Origin of the sequence: Streptomyces sp. NPDC101160 (assembly GCF_044768205.1) — a bacterium.
GTDB lineage: Bacteria > Actinomycetota > Actinomycetes > Streptomycetales > Streptomycetaceae > Streptomyces.
The window spans coordinates 75,317-91,540 of the sequence record NZ_JBIWPJ010000009.1 but is presented as its reverse complement, the minus strand read 5'-3'; the positions used below and the strand labels follow the sequence as shown (position 1 = coordinate 91,540).

Here is a 16,224-nt window from a genome sequence, read left to right as displayed (position 1 = left end):
ACCGTGCGGTGGGGGCCGATCCCGCATCGGCCCCCACTTTTACGTCACTTCAGCCCGTTGCTTCAGCCCGTCGCCTCAGTGCGTCACGTCAGCCCGTCACTTCAGAGCCGCCTTCATCATCTTCTGCGCCACCGGCGCCGCCAGACCGTTGCCGCTGACCTCCGAGCGCGCCGCGCCCGAGTCCTCGATCATCACCGCGACGGCGACCTCCTTGCCGGTGGCCGGGTCCTTCGCGTACGAGGTGAACCAGGCGTACGGCGTCTTGCTGTTGTTCTCGCCGTGCTGGGCCGTGCCGGTCTTGCCGCCGACCTCCATCCCGGCGATCGACGCGTTCGAGCCGGTGCCCTTCTCGACCACCGTCCGCATCGCGCTGCGCAGCTGCTCCGCCGTCCCGGACGACATGATCCGCCGGGTGTCGCCGTCCTTGTAGTTCTGGAGCGGGTCGCCGTCCGAGTCGACGACCTGCGACACCATGTGGGGCGCCGCCATGAGCCCGTCGTTGGCGATGGCCGCCGACACCATGGCCATCTGCAGCGGCGTGGCCGTCACGTCGAACTGGCCGATGCCCGTCAGCCCGGTCTGCGCCTTGTCCATGCCCGACGGGTACACGCTGGCGTAGGCCCGTACGGGCACGTCCAGCTCCTTGTCGTTGAAGCCGAACTTCTCCGCCATCGCCTTCACCTTGTCCTGGCCCAGGTCGACGGCCATCTTCGCGAAGACGTTGTTGCAGGAGTAGCGCAGCGCGGTGCGGATCGTCGCGTTCTCGCACGGCGCCGACGCGTTCTCGTTGGGCAGCACGGTCCGGGTGCCGGGGAGCGTGTACGGGTTCGGGCTGTCGGTCGCCGTGTCCACGGAGCCGTACAGCCCGTCCTCCAGCGCCGCCGCAGCGACGACCAGCTTGAACGTGGAGCCCGGCGGCAGTGGCTGCCGCAGCGCCCGGTTGACCAGCGGCTTGTCCTCGTCCGCCATCAGCCGCTGCCACTCCTTGCCGTCCGTGAGCCCGGCGATCTTCGACGGGTCGTACGACGGCGTGGAGACCATGCCGAGGATCCGGCCGGTCTTCGGGTCGATGGCGACGGCGGCGCCCTTCTTGTTGCCGAGCGCCTTGTACCCGGCCTTCTGCACGGCCGGGTCGATGGTCGTGAGGACCGTGCCCGGATCCGTCTGCTTGCGGGTCAGCGCGTCGAGCGGGTTCTGCAGCCGGGAGTCGGTGCCGTCGAGGACGTCGGCGTAGATGCCCTCCAGCTGGGTCGCCCCGTACGCCTGGGAGCTGTAGCCGGTGACGGCCGCGTAGAGCCTGCCGTCGGTGTAGTCGCGCTTGTACGCGAGGTCGCCGCCCTCCGTCCGTTTCGAGCCGGTGACCGGCGAACCGGCCACGACGATGTTGCCCAGCGGCTGCGCGTACTGCGCGATGGTCTTCCGCCGGTTCTTCTTGTCGTTCGCGAGGGCCTTGCCTTCGTACCCCTGCACCCAGGTGGCCCGGCCGAGCAGGGCCAGCACCAGGAGCAGCGCGAAGACCGAGGCGCGCCTGATCGTCTTGTTCATCCCGAATGCGGGACGAACGGGCGGCCGGGCGGCGTTCCGGGTCCGTCCGGTTTCTCAGGGAAACTTCATGCAGGATGCACGCACCGTCCCGGGCGCTCACCCCGGCGTGATGAACCCCGACTCGTACGCCGCGATCACCGCCTGCGTACGGTCCCGGGCGCCCGTCTTCGCGAGGACGGCGGCCACGTGCGTCTTCACCGTCGCCGCGCCCACGCCCAGCAGACCGGCGATCTCCGCGTTCGTCAGGCCCTTCGCCATGTGCCGCAGCACCTCCGCCTCCCGGTCGGTGAGCCGGGCCGCCCAGGCCGGTGCGGCCGGCGGATTGCGGCGGGCGTGCTCGGCGGCGAGGCCCCGCACCGCCGCCGGGTAGAGCAGCGAGTCGCTGCGGGCGACCAGCCGCACCGCGCTCACCAGCTCCTCCGGCGCGGCCCGCTTCAGCAGGAAGCCGGCGGCGCCGACGCGCAGCGCCTCGTACACATAGGCGTCGTTCTCGAAGGTGGTGACGACCACGATCCGGGGGCCGTCCGGGAGCCCCGCGAGGATCTGCTCGGTGGCCCGGATCCCGTCGATCTCCGGCATCCGCACGTCCATCAGGACCACGTCCGGCCGCAGCTCCCGCACCACCGACACCGCCTCCGCGCCGGTCGCCGCCTCGCCGACGACCGTGAGGTCCGGCTCGGCGTCCAGGATCACCCGCAGCGCCGTCCGCACCATCCGCTCGTCGTCGACGAGCACGATCCTGATCCGCGCGCCCGCAGTCCCCTCCGCCGTTCCGTCCGTCATCCCGTCCACCGTCCCCTCCGCGTTCCCGCCTGTTGTCGCCCCCGTCATCCCGCCCGCCGTCCCGCCCGCCGTCCCGGCCGCCATCCCGCCCGCCGTCCCGGCCGCCATCCCGCCCGCCGTCCCGGCCCCCATCCCGCCCGCAGTCCCCGCCGCCTCCGCCTCCGCCGCCGCCTCCGCCTCCGTCGTCCCGCCCGTCATCGCGCGCCTCCCACCGGCAGCCGGGCCGCCAGCCGCCACACGCCGTCCACCGGGCCCGCCTCGGCCGTGCCGCCGAGCAGCCGGGCCCGCTCGGCGACGCCGCGCAGCCCGCGCCCGCCGTCCGGGCGGGCCACCGGCGCGGTGCGGCCGCCGTCGGGCAGCGGATTCTCCATGGTGATCTCCAGTTCGTCCCCCGACAGCGCGATCCGCGCCGTCACCGTCTCCTCGCGCGCGTGGCGCACCGCGTTGGTCAGGCCCTCCTGCACGATCCGGTACGCCTCCCGCGACACCGCCTCCGGCAGGTCGGCCAGCTCCCCGCGCACCGTCAGCGCCACCCGCGCGGCGCCCGGGTCCGCGCCCCGCACGAGCGCGTCGAGCGCCTCCAGACCGGGCGCCGGCAGCGTGCCGTCGTCCTCGCCGCTGCGCAACAGGCCGAGGACGGCGTCGAGTTCGCCGACAGTGCGCCGGGTGGTCTGCTCGATGGCGGTGAGCGCCTCCCGTACGAAGTCCAGGTCGGCCGCCGCCGAGCGCGCGCCGGAGTCCAGCACCCGGCGGGCCGCGCCCGCCTGGAGGGTGACGGCGCTGAGCGCGTGTCCGACGGAGTCGTGCAGCTCGCGGGCGAGCCGGTTGCGCACGGCCAGTTCGGCCGCCCGGCGCTCGGCCGCGGCCAGCCGGTCGGCCGGGCTCGGCCCGAGCAGCCGGGGCGCGGCGGCGGCGAGCAGCCTGCCGGTGGCGGCCGCCACGGCCGCCAGCGCGAGCAGCATCAGGATCCCGAGCGGCAGCCCCGCCCAGGCGAGCCAGCCCTGGTCCAGATGCCACAGGCGGCCGAGTTCGGAGCGGCGCAGCCCGGCCGAGAACGACAGCGCCGCCACGGACACCGCGAACGGCGGCAGCGCCAGGCTGGCCCCGCTGAGCAGCGCGCCCGCGCCCAGGTGCAGCGTGTACCAGCCCGCCGTGCGGGCCCGCGCGCTCCGCCCGCGCGCCGGGCCCTCCGCGAACCGCCCGGCCTCCACCCCGCACAGCGCCCGCGCCGCCGCCACCGACATCGGCCGGGTCAGCGGGAAGAGCGCGGTGACGGCGGCCAGCGGCAGGCCGACCCCGTACGCCCCGAACTGCACGGTGAGGCTGCCGGCGAACAGTCCGCCGCCGCCGGTGAGCGCGCCCACGACGACGGTGCCGACCAGCCAGTACGGCATGAACAGGGCGCCGCCCAGGATCAGATGGAGCCAGCGCCGCCGGGCCGTCTGCCCGAACAGGGTGCCGCAGAGGCGTCTCATGCGGTTCCGCTCCGGCGGCGGTCCAGCCGGGCGAGGACCACGGTCAGGCAGCCGGCCAGCAGGAATCCGGTGATCATCTCGCCAGCGTAGGCGGTGATCATCTGCGCCGACGGGCGTTTTCCGGCTTCGTTCACGGGCAGCAGCATCACCAGCGTCATGTACGCGCCCCAGCACCCCGCCGCGCCGGACCCCACCCAGGCCGCGGCGAGGACCGTCCGCAGCCGCAGTCCGGCGGGCCGCCGCCAGACCAGGCAGAGGGACGCCGCCGCGGCGAGGACGAGGAACAGGACCCGTACGACATCGACGGTCGCGTGGTCGCTGTCGTACTCCGCCGCGAAGGCGGGCGAGAGTCCGGCGGTCACGCCACAGGCCCACAGGGCGTGCAGCGCGGCCGGTACGAGCGCGAGGACGGAGCCGGCCACGGCGACGGCCCGGGTGCGCGGGCCCACGAGTCCCGCGGGCAGTCCGCCGAGCCGCCCGGCCCAGACATGGCCCCAGCGGTCGCGGGCGTACAGGACGAAGAGGGTGCCGAGGCTCAGGCCCTGGAGGATGAACCCGCCGTACACGACGGGGAAGACCCACGCGTCCAGGAAGGGCTCCCGGGTGGCGGCCGGCGTGGACACGGGCCCGGACCCGCCGAGGAGGGAGGCGATCAGCTGGCCCGGATAGCCCGTCATGATCGGCGCGAGCAGCCCGGTCGCCGCCCACATCGGGAAGGCGAGCAGCCAGGCCCGCACCCGCGTGCCCCACGGCCGGGTGAGCAGCAGCGCGAGCAGCACCACGATGGCGTCGGCGAGCACGGAGAGGGAGTTGGCGACGACCATCAGCGTGTGATGGTCGAGCAGTACGCTGCCGGCCGGGATGCCGACCCGGCTGCCGGCCACCCAGGCGACCTTCAGGCCGATGTACGGGAGGCAGGCGACCATGGCGAGGACGCGCAGCGCCGGGCGGAGGGCGCGGGTGCGCCCGGTGGGTGCGGTGGTTGTCGTCATGCCCTCACCCTCGCGTCCGGACCGGGTCCGCCGCGTCCTGCCGTACGGCGAACCGCCTCCGCCGCACGGGGGAGAGGCGCGACCGCACGGACTAGAGCCGGCGGGTCGCGAGGGCGAGCCGGTCGCGGGCCTCGAACAGCGCTTCCTTGACGGCCCGTTCGCGCTCGGGCGACAGCCGGGCCACCGGAACCGAGCAGCTGATCGCGTCGCGCGCCGGGGAGCGGTAGGGGATCGCGATGCCGAAGCAGCGCAGGCCGAGGGTGCTCTCCTCGCGGTCCACCGCGTACCCCTGCTCGCGGATGCCGCGGAGCTCCTCGATCAGCCGCTCGCGGTCGGTGACCGTGTGCTCGGTGACCGCGGGCAGCGCCTCCGGCAGCAGCCTGCGCACCTGCTCGTCGCCGAGGGTGGCGAGCAGCGCCTTGCCGAGCGCGGTGGAGTGCGCGGGCAGCCGGCGGCCGACGCGGGTGGACGGCCGCAGATGATGCCGTGACTGACGGGTCGCCAGGTAGACGACGTCGGTGCCGTCGAGCCGCGCCAGATGGATGGTCTCGGTGGTGTCGTCGGAGAGCCGGTCGAGGGTGGGCCCGGCGGCGGCCACCACCTCGTCGCCGTCCACGTACGACGTGCCGACGAGCAGCGCCCGCACCCCGATGCCGTACCGGGTGCCGGTCGCGTCCGTCTCCACCCAGCCGAGCTCGACCAGGGTGCGCAGCAGCATGTAGAGGCTGGACTTGGGGTAGCCGACGGCTTCCTGGACGGTCGCGAGCGAGTGCATGCCGGGCCGGCCGGCCAGCCACTCCAGCAACTCCACCGTCCGCACCGCGGACTTGACCTGGCCCCCGCCCGACTGGCCCCCGCCCGACTGGCCCGCGCCCGTCTGGCCTTCGCCCGCCCGGCCCCCGCCCGTGTCGTTGCCCGGCATCACGTCCGCCCCCCTCAGGCCCCTTGGGGACAAGCCCCTTGTGGAGACGGCTGGGCCGTCTCTAGAGTCCCTGGCATATTCACCTACTGGGACGTTGTTCAGAATAGCGAACGAGGTGCGTGGCGTGGTGGCGACGGCGGAACCAGTGTGGAGCGTGGACCCGAGGACGGGAAAGCCGCGCGAACAGGTCGCGGTGACGGCCGACGGCGAGGAGCTCGACCGGGTCGTACGGGCCGCGCACGCCACCCTCGGCGCGCTCGCCGCCCGCCCCGCCCGCGCCCTGCTGCTGCGCACCGCGGCCGACCTCCTCGACGAGGCCCGTGACTCGGTCGTCGAGGCCGCCGACGCCGAGACCGCGCTCGGCCCGGTCCGGCTCACCGGCGAACTGGCCCGCACCACAGCCCAGTTGCGCTTCTTCGCCGACATCGTCGACGAGGGCGCCTTCCTCGACGTGCGGATCTCCCGGCCCGACCCCGCCACCACGCCGCCCACGCCCGACCTGCGGCGCATGAAGATCCCGCTCGGCGTCGTCGCCGTCTACTCCGCGAGCAACTTCCCGCTCGCCTTCTCCGTTCCCGGCGGCGACACCGCGAGCGCGCTCGCCGCCGGCTGCCCCGTCGTCGTCAAGGCGCACCCGGACCACCCGGCCACCGCCGAGCTGTGCGCCGCCCTGCTGCGCCGGGCCGCCGCCAGGGCCGGCCTCCCGGAGGACGTCGTCTCCCTCGTGCACGGCTTCGACGCGGGCGTGGAGCTGATCCGCCACCCGCTGGTCGCCGCCGCCGGATTCACCGGTTCGGTACGCGGCGGGCGCGCGCTCCACGACGCGGCCGCCGCCCGTCCCGTACCCATCCCCTTCCACGGCGAACTCGGCTCGCTCAACCCGGTGGTGATCACCGAGGCCGCCGCCGGGACGCGCGCCGAGGAGATCGGCGCCGGGCTCGCCGCCTCCATGACCCAGGGCCAGGGCCAGTTCTGCACGAAGCCGGGCTTCGTGCTCGCTCCGGCGGGCCCGGCGGGCGACCGCTTCGTGGCCGCGCTCACCGCGGCCGTCAGCGAGACCGAGCCCGGCGTGATGCTGGACCACCGGATGCGCGAGGCCTTCGTCGACGGCGTACGGGAACGGGCCGCGCTCCCCGGTGTGACCGCCGCCGTCACGCCCGGCGCGGGCGGCGAGCACACGGTCAGCGCCGGAGTTCTCACGGTGGCCGCGGGCCTGCTGCCCGAGGGCGGGCACGGGGCCCTTCTGGAGGAGTGCTTCGGGCCGGTGACGGTCGTCGCGCGGTACGCGTCGCGGGCCGAGATCGGCGCGGTGCTCGCCCTCGTGCCCGGCAACCTCACCGCCACCCTGCAGATGGCCGAAGGCCCGGCCGATGCCGATGCCGATGCCGATGCCGATGCCGACCCCCATTCCGGTGCCGACCCGGACGCCGCCTCCCTGCTCGCCGAACTCACCCCGCTGGCCGGGCGGATCCTCGTCAACGGCTGGCCGACCGGCGTGGCCGTGGCCGAAGCCCAGCACCACGGCGGCCCCTACCCGGCCACCACCTCCCCGTACACCTCCGTCGGCGGCACGGCGATCGAGCGCTGGCTGCGCCCGGTCACGTACCAGTCGACCCCGCGGCACCTGCTCCCGCCGGAGCTGCGGGACTGATCCGGCTCCCCGGTCTCACACCCGCACCACGATCTTGCCGGTGTGGGTGTTGGACTCCATCAGCCGGTGCGCGGCCGGCAGCGCCTCCAGACCCTCGAAGGTCTCGGCGACCACCGGCGCCAGCGAGCCGTCGCGCAGCCCGGAGCCGATGAACCCGGCCATCCGGGCGCGCCCCTCGGCCGACCGCACGACCGCGCCGTTCGCGTAGCCGCGCACGGTCAGCGGCCACTGCATCGGCACCTCGGCGGGCCGCTCGTCCAGCCAGCCGTAGAGCACGGCCGTGCCCTCCGGGCGCAGCGCCCCGCCGAGCCGGGCGAAGCCGGGCCCGCCGACCGCGTCGAAGACCACGTCGGCGCCCTCGCCGCCGGTGATCCGGCGCACCTCGGCGACCAGGTCCTGCTCGTCGGTGGCGACCACGTGCGGGGCGCCGAGCGCGAGCAGCCGCGCGCTCTTGGCCGCGCCACGGGTGGCGGCGATCGGGACCGCGCCGATCCGCAGCGCCGTCTGGATCGCGGCCGTGCCGACCCCGCTGGACGCGCCCGTGATCACCACATGGGCGCCGGGGCGGAGCCCGCCCGCCTCCACCATGCCGCCGTACGCCGTCGAGTACGCGAGCCAGGCCGCCGCCCCGGCCACCGCGTCCACCCCCGTGGGACGCGGCACCAGATACTCCTCGCGCAGCACCACGCGCTCCGCGTACACCCCGTGCACCCCGAAGTCGAAGTTGGCGGCCGCCATCACCGGGTCGCCCGGCGCGTACGCCGTGACGCCCTCGCCGACCTCCTCGACGACGCCCGCCGCCTCGTAACCGAGCCGCGAGCCCGGCAGCGTCGGCTGGTAGTAGTAGCCGCCCGAACGGAACAGCGCCTCGGCCCGGTTGAGCCCGATCGCCTCCACCCGCACCCGCAGCTCGCCCGGTCCGGGCGCCGGCAGCACGGTCTCCTCGACGGTCAGCACCTCGGGCCCGCCGAGCTCGTGGAAGAGAACCGCCCTGGTCTTCATGTCGTCTCGCTTGTCATTTCCCATGCGTTCGAAAGTAGGCGCGGCCGGCGAGACGATCCATATCCAGCAGGCTTCCCACCATGTCCGATCGTCTCGGGCGGTACGGTGCGGGGCATGGACGTACTGAGCGATGCCATCGCCGCCATGCGCACCGGCCGCCCCCACTCCTCCCGCACCGTGCGCTTCGCGCCCTGGGGCATCCGCTTCCCCGACGGCAAGGGCGCCGGCTTCCACGTCGTCCTCCAGGGCACCGCCTGGCTGATGCCCCCGAAAGGCGCGGACGGCCCCGGCGACGACGCGCCCGTCCGGCTCGGCCCCGGGGACGTCGTCCTGCTCGCCCACGGCACCGGCCACGGCCTCGCCGACCGGCCCGACACCCCGCTCGTGGACGCCGTGCCCGCGCCCGACGGCTCCTGGCCCACCCCGCCCGACCGCGGGCCGGTCGGCGCCGAGGAGACCCTGCTGCTGTGCGGGGCCTACCAGTTGAACCGCACCCGCGCCCATCCGCTGCTCACCGAGCTGCCCCCGTACGTCCACATCCCCGCCCGGGTCGGCGCCCATCCGCGACTGCGCGCCGCCGTCGACCTGCTCGGCGCCGAGCTCGCCGAGCCGCAGCCCGGCTCCGACGCCGTCGTGCCCGCGCTCCTCGACACGCTGCTGCTCTACCTGCTGCGCACCTGGTGGCTGGCCGAGCGCGCCGACCGCTCCACCGGCTGGTCCGCCGCCCTCGCCGACCCGGCCGTCGCCGCCGCGCTGCGCGCCCTGCACGGCGACCCCGCCCGCTCCTGGACGGTCGAGGAGCTCGGCGCCCTCGGCGGTCTCTCCCGCGCCGCCTTCGCCCGCCGCTTCACCGCCCTGGTGGGCCGGCCCCCGCTCGCGTACCTCACCTGGTGGCGGATGACGACCGCCGGGCGGCTGCTCCGCGCCGACGACCTGCCGCTGCGGGCGGTCGCCCAACGCTCCGGCTACGCCTCGGAGTTCGCCTTCGCCAAGGCGTTCAAGCGGGAGTACGGGGTGGCGCCGGGCCAGTACCGGAAGGCTTCGTGAGCCGAAGGTGCGGCGCCGGGTCACCGGCGCCGAGGCACCGGCGGTGAGCCACCGGCGGCCGGTCACCGGCGGCGGGGGAGCTTCAGCGAGGCGAGCGCGGTGAGCGTCAGCAGTCCGGCGCTGATCAGGAGCGAGGTGCGCAGGGCGCCCGCCACGCCCGCGGCGGCGAAGGAGCCGAAGACCGCGACGGCCAGCGCGCCCGCCGTCTGCCGGATCGCGTTCAGGAGGCCCGCCGCCGTGCCCGCGCGCTCGGCCGGGACGGCCTCCAGCATCGAGGCGATCAGCGGCGGCAGCGCGAAGCCGCAGCCCAGCGCCAGCGGCACCAGCAGCAGGGCCTGTGCCACCCGCGGGGTGTCCGCGTCGACCACGAGCAGGCCGAGCAGCCCGGCCACCGAGACGACCTGGCCGACGACGATCGGCAGCCGGGCGCCGTACCGGGCCGCGACCTTGGCCGAGAGCACGTTCACACCGGCGAGCAGTCCGGTCATCGGCAGGAACATCAGGCCCGCGCCCAGCGCGGAGAGCCCGAGGACCTGCTGGAAGAAGAGGCTGAAGACGAACACCATGCCGTAGAACGCGACGGTGTTGGCCGCGCCCGCCGTCACCGCCACCACCACCGTGGTGTCGCGGAACAGCCCCAGCGGCACCATCGGGTGCTTCCGCCGCGCCTCGACCAGCAGGAACGCGGCGAAGAAGACCGCCGCGACCCCCAGCGCCCACCACGCCTCCGTACCGCCCTCGATCGCCGCGAAGGTGAGCGCCGCGAGCGCCACCACGGCCGTCAGCTGGCCGGGCAGGTCGAGCGGGGCGGGACGGCGCGCCGAGCGGGCGACGCGGGTGAGCAGGGCGAGCGCGAGCAGGCCGAGCGGCAGGTTGATGAAGAAGATCGCCCGCCAGCTCCACGCCGTGGTCAGCGCGCCGCCCGCGACCGGACCGAGCGCGACGGCGACCGTGCCGCCGGCCGCCCACAGCGACACCGCGCGGGCCCGCCGCGCCGGATCGCCGTACGCCTCCCGTACGAGCGCGAGCGAGGCCGGCAGCATCACGGCGGCCGCCACGCCCTGCACCGTGCGGGCCGCGAGCAGCGCCGGCAGGCCGGGCGCCAGACCGCAGGCGGCGGAGGCGAGGGTGAAGACGACGACTCCGACCGCGTAGGCGCGGCTCGCGCCGATCCGGTCGGCGAGCGCGCCGCTGGACAGCAGCAGCGCGGCGAAGGCGAGCGTGTAGGAGTCGACGACCCACTGCAGTCCGCTCATCCCGGCCCGCAGATCGGCTCCGATCGCGGGCAGGGCGACGTTGACGACGGAGGTGTCGAGGGTGATGAGGGCGAAGCCCAGCATGGCGGCGGCGAGCGCGGGGCCGGGGCGGGGGCCGCGGTGCGGGGCCGGACGGTATCGGCCGGGGTTCTCAACGGGGGCCGGGGAAAGGTCGGTTGAGGTCATGTCCCCAGCCTCGTGATCTCCGGAGCCGTAGAGTAGTGGCCTGAATGCCATATGACCGGAGGTTCTGGCCATGTCCGCTGTCCGGCGCGTCGCCGTCATCGCCGCCCCGCCCGTCTCGATGTTCAACCTCGCCATCCCGGAGATGCTCTTCGCCAAGGTCGAGGTCGACGGCGGACCGGGGTACGAGACGGTCATCTGCACCACCGATCCCGGACCCGTCACCACGTCCGGCGCCCTCGACCTGCACATTCCGCACGGCCTCGACGCGGTGGACGCCGCCGACACCGTGATCCTCGCCGGGACCGGTCAGTACACGGACCCCGACCCGCGCATCCTCGACGTGCTCCGCCGGGCCGCCGCCGACGGCAAGCGGATCGCCTCCATCTGCACCGGCGCCTTCGCGCTCGCCGCCGCCGGACTCCTCGACGGCCGCCGGGCCACCACGTACTGGGCCTACAGCGGACTGCTCGCCGAACGGCACCCGGCCGTCGACCTCCAGGACGACGTGCTCTTCGTCCAGGACGGCCCGCTGCTCACCTCGTCCGGCTACGCCGCCGGCATCGACCTGTGCCTGCACATCATCCGCACCGACCACGGCGCCGCCGTCGCCAACCAGGTGGCCCGGCTCGCCCTCGTCGCGCCCGTACGGCCCGGCGGCCAGGCCCAGTTCACCCACACGCCGCTGCCGCCCGAGCGCGGGGTCTCCTTCACCGACACCCGGGCGTGGGCCATGGCCCACCTCGACGAGCCGCTCACCCTCACCGACCTGGCCCGGCACGCCGGCGTCTCCGTCCGCACCCTCTCCCGCCGCTTCCACGCCGAGACGGGGGTCAGCCCGCTCCAGTGGCTGCTCCACCAGCGCGTCGAGCGGGCCAGGGAACTCCTGGAGACCACCTCGCTGCCCATGGACCAGGTGGCGCGGGCGTGCGGGCTCGGCACGGCGGACTCGCTGCGGCAGCACGTGCTGCGCCGGACCGGGCTGACGCCGAGCGCGTACCGGGCCTCCTTCAGCAGGCTGGCCGGAACCGCGTCGCCGGCCGTCGCGTCCTGAGGGAGCATGATCGAATCCAATATTCGTATCCAGTACGCAATATTCACGGACCTCGACGCCATCACCGATCTCCACACCGAGGCCCGCGCCACCTACTACCGCGGCCACATCCCGGACGCCGACTTCGAGGGCCCCGAGGAGCTGGCCCGGACCCGCGCGGGCTGGGCGGGCGCGATCGAGGAGGGCCGGGTCCTGGTCGCCCGCGTCGGCAGCGCCGGTGGCGCGGCTGGCGGCGGGGGTGGCGGTGGCGCGGCCGGCGGCGGGGCCGCGGGTGGCGCCGGTGGCGAGATTGCCGGCATCGCCGCGTACGGGATCCGCGACGGAATCATGAACCTCAGCCAGCTCCACGTCCGCCCCGCCCACTGGCGCGCCGGCATCGGCACCGCCCTCCACGCCGCCTGCGCCGACGCCTGGCGCACGGCCGGCGTCGCCACCGCGCGTCTGGAGGTCTACGAGCACAACCACCGCGCCCAGTCCTTCTACGCCGCCCACGGCTGGATCCCGGATCCGCACACCCCGCGCTCCGGCGCCCATCTGGTGCTCCGGCTCACACTCGCGCCCGGGACGGAATGAAAGCGGCGCGGTGGGGCGTTCCCGTCACGGAACACCCCGTCCGCACCGTCGTCCACCGTCCAGGAGAGAACACCACCATGCGCGTCGAGATCTGGAGCGACATCGCCTGCCCCTGGTGCTACATCGGCAAGGCCCGCTTCGAGAAGGGCCTCGCGGCCTTCGCCCACCGCGACGAGATCGAGGTCGTGCACCGCTCCTTCGAGCTCGACCCGCACCGCGCCAAGGGCGACACCGCGCTGGTCCTGGACATGCTGGCGCAGAAGTACGGGCGGACGCTCGACGAGGCCCGCGCCATGGAGGCGCACGTGGCCTCCAACGCGCAGGCGGAAGGCCTCGGGTACCGGGCCGAGGGCCGCGACCACGGCAACACCTTCGACATCCACCGCCTGCTGCACCTGGCGAAGGACCGCGGCCGGCAGAACGAGCTCCTGGACCTCGCCTACCGCGCCAACTTCGCCGAGGAGCGCTCCGTCTTCGACCCGGAGACCCTGGTGGCCCTCGCCGTCGAGGCCGGTCTCGACGAGACCGAGGTGCGCGCGGTGCTCGCCGACGAGACCGCGTACGCCGACGCCGTACGGGCCGACGAGCGCGAGGCGGCCGAACTGGGCGCCAACGGTGTGCCGTTCTTCGTCCTGGACCGGAAGTACGGCGTCTCCGGCGGCCAGCCCGCCGAGGTCTTCACCCAGGCCCTGGAGCAGGCCTGGGCCGGCCGCGCCCTGCAGCCGGTCGGCGGCGGCGACGCCGCCGCCTGCGACGTCGACGGCGGCACCTGCTGAGCCACGGCCGAGGCCCGAGGCGACGTCGCTGAGCAGCGCGCATAAGCAGTGCTTGGGGATTCCCCGCGATTTTTGTCAATTGACGTGAGATCGTGGGGAATCCAGGCTGGGACCATGGATTCCCCGGAGAGCACAGACCCCCTGGCCCCGCTCGGCGGCGCCGAGTTCGCGCCCACGCGGACCTATCTCAACACCTCGGCCTGCGGGCTGCTGCCCCGCCGCACGATCGAGGCCGTCACCCTCCTCGCCGAGGAGACCGCGGCCGGCCGCGCCGACGGCGCCGGCAGCTTCGACATCGTCGACGAGGCCCGGGCCGCCTTCGCCCGGCTCGCCCACGTCACCTCCGACCGGGTCGCGGTCGGCAGCTCGGTCTCCGTCCACGTCGGCATGGTGGCGCAGTCCATGCCGGCCGGGGCGGAGATCCTCTTCCCGGAGGGCGACTTCTCCTCCGTCATCACCCCGTTCACGATCCGCGGCGACCTCAAGACCCGCTTCGTGCCCCTGGAGCGGCTCGCCGAGTCCGTGCGGCCCGAGACCGCGCTCGTCGCCTTCTCCGCCGTCCAGTCGAAGGACGGCCGGACCGCCGACTTCGCCGCGATCCGCGCCGCGGCGGCCGCGCACGGCGCCCGGACGCTCTTCGACGCCACCCAGTCGGCCGGCTGGCTGCCGATGCGCGCGGGGGAGTGGGACTTCACCGTCTCCGGCGGCTACAAGTACCTGCTCTGCCCGCGCGGGGCGTCCTTCCTCACCGTCACCGAGGAGGCGCAGGACGCGCTGCTGCCCATCCACGCGGGCTGGGTCACCGGCGAGGAGCGGTGGGTCAACAGTTACGGTCCGGTGCGCGAACTGGCCCGCTCGGCCAAGCGGTTCGACGAGCCCGTGCCCTTCCTGTCGTACCACGGCGCGGCGCGGTCGCTCGCGCTCCTGGAGGAGATCGGCATCGAGCGGATCGAGGCCCACAACAAGGCCCTCGCCGCCCGCTTCCGCGCCGGACTCACCCGCTCGGCCACGCCCCGGTCGCGGACGACTCGACCGTCGTCGGCGTCCCCGGCCTCGGCGACCGGGCCGACGCGCTCCGTGAGGCCGGGGTGCTGCTCTCGGCCCGCGCGGGCAATCTGCGGGCCTCGTTCCACCTCTACAACTCCACGGCGGACGTCGACCGGGCCTTGAAGGTCATCGCCGCCTAGGACCCGTCCCCGGGGGCGCCAGCAGGCCGCCCCCGGGGACGCCGCTAGCAGGCCGTTCCCGGCTCCGCGCACTCGCCCGCCTCCGGGCACAGGTTCTCCTCCAGCCGGGCCAGCAGCCGGGAGAGGTCCGCGCGCTCGGCGGGGGCGAGGCCGGACAGGGAGCGCTCCTCCAGGTCGCGCCAGACGCCCTCGACGGCGGAGCGCAGCTCCTCGCCCTTCTCCGTCGGCTCGACGACCACGGCCCGCCGGTCGTCGGGGTCGGGCCGGCGGTGGACGAAGCCGCACTGCTCCAGGCGCTGGAGCATCTTGGTGACCGTCGACGGGTCGAGCCCGAGCCGTTCGATCAGTACGGACTGGCGGGCCGGCCCGCAGTCCCACAGCGCCATCATCAGGAACTCCTGCCCGGGGTGCAGGCCCAGCTCCCTGAGCAGCCGGCCGGCCGCGATCCGGTGCAGCCGGGCCACCCGGGACAGGGCGTGGCTGACCGGGCCGCCGCGGGCGGCGGACGGCAGGCGGTCCGCCGGGACGGTACAGACGGGGTCGGTTCCGGGCATGTGCGGCTCCTCGGGCTGGTTCTCCTCCAGAGAATATCTTGGCCAGCCAAACAATGCGCTACAGTGGCTCTCGCGGAGATAGTTGGCCGACCAATGGAATGAAATGGTTGGCCGACCACATACCTGCCTGTCTGCCTCGGAAGGACCCGTCATGACCACCGCCTTCGACGCCGTCGACCTCGCCGGCACCCGCCTCGCCAACCGCATCGCCATGGCCCCCATGACCCGCAGCCGGGCCGAGACCGCCGGCCGCCTCCCCACCCCGCTCGTCGCCGAGTACTACGCCCAGCGCGCCACCGCCGGCCTGATCATCACCGAGGGCGTCCAGCCCACCGCCGTCGGCCAGGGCTACCCCGACACCCCCGGCCTGCACAGCGCCGAGCAGATCGCCGCCTGGCGCGAGGTCACCGACGCGGTCCACGAGCGCGGCGGAAAGATCTTCGCCCAGCTGATGCACGCCGGCCGGATCAGCCACCCCGAGGTCCTCGGCAACGGCCTGCACCCCGTCGGCCCCTCCGCCGTCGCCCCGGCCGGACAGCTCTTCGCCGGCCCCGGCATGAAGGACTTCCTCACCCCGCGCGAGCTCACCGCCGACGAGATCCACGAGACGATCGAGGGCTTCGCCCAGGCCGCCCGCAACGCCGTCGAGGCCGGCTTCGACGGCGTCGAGATCCACGGCGCCAACGGCTACCTGGTCCACCAGTTCCTCGCCGACAACGCCAACCGGCGCACCGACGAGTGGGGCGGCTCCGTCGAGAACCGCATCCGCTTCGCCGTCGAGGTCGTCAAGGCCGTCGCCGCCGCCGTCGGTCCCGAGCGCACCGGCCTGCGCGTCTCCCCGGCCAACACCTACAACGACATCGCCGAGACCGACACCGACGAGATCTACCCGGCCCTCGTCACCGCGATCGAGCCCCTCGGCATCGCGTACCTGCACGTCACCGAGCCGAAGCCGGAGGTCCGCGAGCTGACCCTGGCCCTGCGCAAGGCGTTCTCCGGCGTCTTCATCCTCAACCCGGCCACCGAGGACCCCACCGGCCCCGATGACCTGGCCCTGATCGAGGACGGCACCGCCGACCTCGTCGCCTTCGGCGCGCTCTTCCTCGCCAACCCGGACCTCCCGGCCCGCCTCCGGGCCGGCGGCCCGTTCAACACCCCGGACCCCGCCACCTTCTTCGGCGGCGACCATCGCGGCTACACCGACTACCCGGCGCTGTAACCGCG

14 protein-coding genes and 1 pseudogene are annotated in these 16,224 nt (G+C 74.5%); 7 read left to right on the top strand and 8 right to left on the bottom strand.

Annotated elements, in window-relative coordinates; genetic code table 11:
• Positions 1–96: 96 nt before the first annotated feature.
• From ACIRSU_RS28285 to ACIRSU_RS28265, 5 genes are all read right to left on the bottom strand, one after another.
• Positions 97–1,545: a peptidoglycan D,D-transpeptidase FtsI family protein gene (locus ACIRSU_RS28285; protein WP_403797765.1), complete on the bottom strand. Its 1,449-nt coding sequence runs from the start codon at positions 1,543–1,545 to the stop codon at positions 97–99.
• Positions 1,546–1,641: 96 nt separating this feature from the next.
• The gene (locus ACIRSU_RS28280) at positions 1,642–2,328 is read right to left on the bottom strand and encodes a response regulator (RefSeq protein ID WP_403798579.1); all 687 of its coding nucleotides are present in this window, start codon (positions 2,326–2,328) and stop codon (positions 1,642–1,644) included.
• Positions 2,329–2,522: 194 nt separating this feature from the next.
• Positions 2,523–3,803, bottom strand: a complete 1,281-nt coding sequence (locus tag ACIRSU_RS28275; RefSeq protein ID WP_403797762.1) for a sensor histidine kinase — start codon at positions 3,801–3,803, stop codon at positions 2,523–2,525.
• Positions 3,800–4,795: a hypothetical protein gene (locus ACIRSU_RS28270; protein WP_403797759.1), complete on the bottom strand. Its 996-nt coding sequence runs from the start codon at positions 4,793–4,795 to the stop codon at positions 3,800–3,802. Before ACIRSU_RS28270 ends, ACIRSU_RS28275 begins: the two co-directional genes overlap by 4 nt.
• Positions 4,796–4,886: 91 nt before the next feature.
• Positions 4,887–5,717, bottom strand: a complete 831-nt coding sequence (locus ACIRSU_RS28265; RefSeq protein WP_403797756.1) for an IclR family transcriptional regulator — start codon at positions 5,715–5,717, stop codon at positions 4,887–4,889.
• Between the two features lie 124 nt (positions 5,718–5,841).
• Here ACIRSU_RS28265 and ACIRSU_RS28260 point away from each other — a divergent pair, with 124 nt between their 5' ends.
• Positions 5,842–7,368: an aldehyde dehydrogenase (NADP(+)) gene (locus ACIRSU_RS28260; RefSeq protein WP_403797753.1), complete on the top strand. Its 1,527-nt coding sequence runs from the start codon at positions 5,842–5,844 to the stop codon at positions 7,366–7,368.
• A 15-nt stretch (positions 7,369–7,383) separates the two neighbouring features.
• On the opposite strand, the gene ACIRSU_RS28255 is transcribed toward ACIRSU_RS28260, so the two are convergent.
• Positions 7,384–8,394, bottom strand: coding sequence for a zinc-dependent alcohol dehydrogenase family protein (locus ACIRSU_RS28255; RefSeq protein ID WP_403797750.1), 1,011 nt, complete (start codon positions 8,392–8,394; stop codon positions 7,384–7,386).
• A gap of 90 nt (positions 8,395–8,484) precedes the next feature.
• Between ACIRSU_RS28255 and ACIRSU_RS28250 the strand changes: the two genes are divergently transcribed.
• Entirely contained in the window at positions 8,485–9,417 is a 933-nt protein-coding gene (locus ACIRSU_RS28250) for an AraC family transcriptional regulator (RefSeq protein WP_403797747.1), read from the top strand.
• A 62-nt stretch (positions 9,418–9,479) separates the two neighbouring features.
• Here ACIRSU_RS28250 and ACIRSU_RS28245 read toward each other — a convergent pair whose 3' ends face one another.
• Positions 9,480–10,859, bottom strand: a complete 1,380-nt coding sequence (locus ACIRSU_RS28245; RefSeq protein ID WP_403797744.1) for an MFS transporter — start codon at positions 10,857–10,859, stop codon at positions 9,480–9,482.
• A 70-nt stretch (positions 10,860–10,929) separates the two neighbouring features.
• Between ACIRSU_RS28245 and ACIRSU_RS28240 the strand changes: the two genes are divergently transcribed.
• The 4 genes and pseudogenes from ACIRSU_RS28240 (at position 10,930) to ACIRSU_RS28225 (ending at position 14,446) form a co-directional block, all read left to right on the top strand.
• The gene (locus tag ACIRSU_RS28240; protein WP_403797742.1) at positions 10,930–11,910 is read left to right on the top strand and encodes a GlxA family transcriptional regulator; all 981 of its coding nucleotides are present in this window, start codon (positions 10,930–10,932) and stop codon (positions 11,908–11,910) included.
• Between the two features lie 6 nt (positions 11,911–11,916).
• Positions 11,917–12,483, top strand: a complete 567-nt coding sequence (locus ACIRSU_RS28235; protein ID WP_403797739.1) for a GNAT family N-acetyltransferase — start codon at positions 11,917–11,919, stop codon at positions 12,481–12,483.
• A gap of 77 nt (positions 12,484–12,560) precedes the next feature.
• Complete coding sequence (locus ACIRSU_RS28230; RefSeq protein WP_403797737.1) at positions 12,561–13,259, top strand: DsbA family oxidoreductase; 699 nt, start codon at positions 12,561–12,563, stop codon at positions 13,257–13,259.
• Between the two features lie 114 nt (positions 13,260–13,373).
• Positions 13,374–14,446: pseudogene (locus ACIRSU_RS28225) on the top strand (aminotransferase class V-fold PLP-dependent enzyme).
• 44 nt (positions 14,447–14,490) lie between these two features.
• On the opposite strand, the gene ACIRSU_RS28220 reads toward ACIRSU_RS28225, so the two are convergent.
• A complete protein-coding gene (locus ACIRSU_RS28220; RefSeq protein ID WP_403797735.1) occupies positions 14,491–15,000 on the bottom strand; it encodes a MarR family winged helix-turn-helix transcriptional regulator in 510 nt (169 codons plus the stop codon).
• Positions 15,001–15,151: 151 nt separating this feature from the next.
• Between ACIRSU_RS28220 and ACIRSU_RS28215 the strand changes: the two genes are divergently transcribed.
• Complete coding sequence (locus ACIRSU_RS28215; RefSeq protein WP_403797732.1) at positions 15,152–16,219, top strand: alkene reductase; 1,068 nt, start codon at positions 15,152–15,154, stop codon at positions 16,217–16,219.
• The last annotated feature ends 5 nt before the right edge of the window (positions 16,220–16,224 follow it).

Excerpts from the sequence above, each read along its gene's own strand:
- ACIRSU_RS28275 (WP_403797762.1), bottom strand. The coding sequence starts at position 3,803 with ATGAGACGCCTCTGCGGCACCCTGTTCGGGCAGACGGCCCGGCGGCGC.
- ACIRSU_RS28265 (WP_403797756.1), bottom strand. The coding sequence starts at position 5,717 with ATGCCGGGCAACGACACGGGCGGGGGCCGGGCGGGCGAAGGCCAGACG.
- ACIRSU_RS28220 (WP_403797735.1), bottom strand. The coding sequence starts at position 15,000 with ATGCCCGGAACCGACCCCGTCTGTACCGTCCCGGCGGACCGCCTGCCG.
- ACIRSU_RS28250 (WP_403797747.1), top strand. The coding sequence starts at position 8,485 with ATGGACGTACTGAGCGATGCCATCGCCGCCATGCGCACCGGCCGCCCC.
- ACIRSU_RS28280 (WP_403798579.1), bottom strand. The coding sequence starts at position 2,328 with ATGACGGACGGAACGGCGGAGGGGACTGCGGGCGCGCGGATCAGGATC.
- ACIRSU_RS28240 (WP_403797742.1), top strand. The coding sequence starts at position 10,930 with ATGTCCGCTGTCCGGCGCGTCGCCGTCATCGCCGCCCCGCCCGTCTCG.
- ACIRSU_RS28285 (WP_403797765.1), bottom strand. The coding sequence starts at position 1,545 with ATGAACAAGACGATCAGGCGCGCCTCGGTCTTCGCGCTGCTCCTGGTG.
- ACIRSU_RS28245 (WP_403797744.1), bottom strand. The coding sequence starts at position 10,859 with ATGACCTCAACCGACCTTTCCCCGGCCCCCGTTGAGAACCCCGGCCGA.
- ACIRSU_RS28270 (WP_403797759.1), bottom strand. The coding sequence starts at position 4,795 with ATGACGACAACCACCGCACCCACCGGGCGCACCCGCGCCCTCCGCCCG.
- ACIRSU_RS28215 (WP_403797732.1), top strand. The coding sequence starts at position 15,152 with ATGACCACCGCCTTCGACGCCGTCGACCTCGCCGGCACCCGCCTCGCC.
- ACIRSU_RS28230 (WP_403797737.1), top strand. The coding sequence starts at position 12,561 with ATGCGCGTCGAGATCTGGAGCGACATCGCCTGCCCCTGGTGCTACATC.
- ACIRSU_RS28235 (WP_403797739.1), top strand. The coding sequence starts at position 11,917 with ATGATCGAATCCAATATTCGTATCCAGTACGCAATATTCACGGACCTC.
- ACIRSU_RS28255 (WP_403797750.1), bottom strand. The coding sequence starts at position 8,394 with ATGGGAAATGACAAGCGAGACGACATGAAGACCAGGGCGGTTCTCTTC.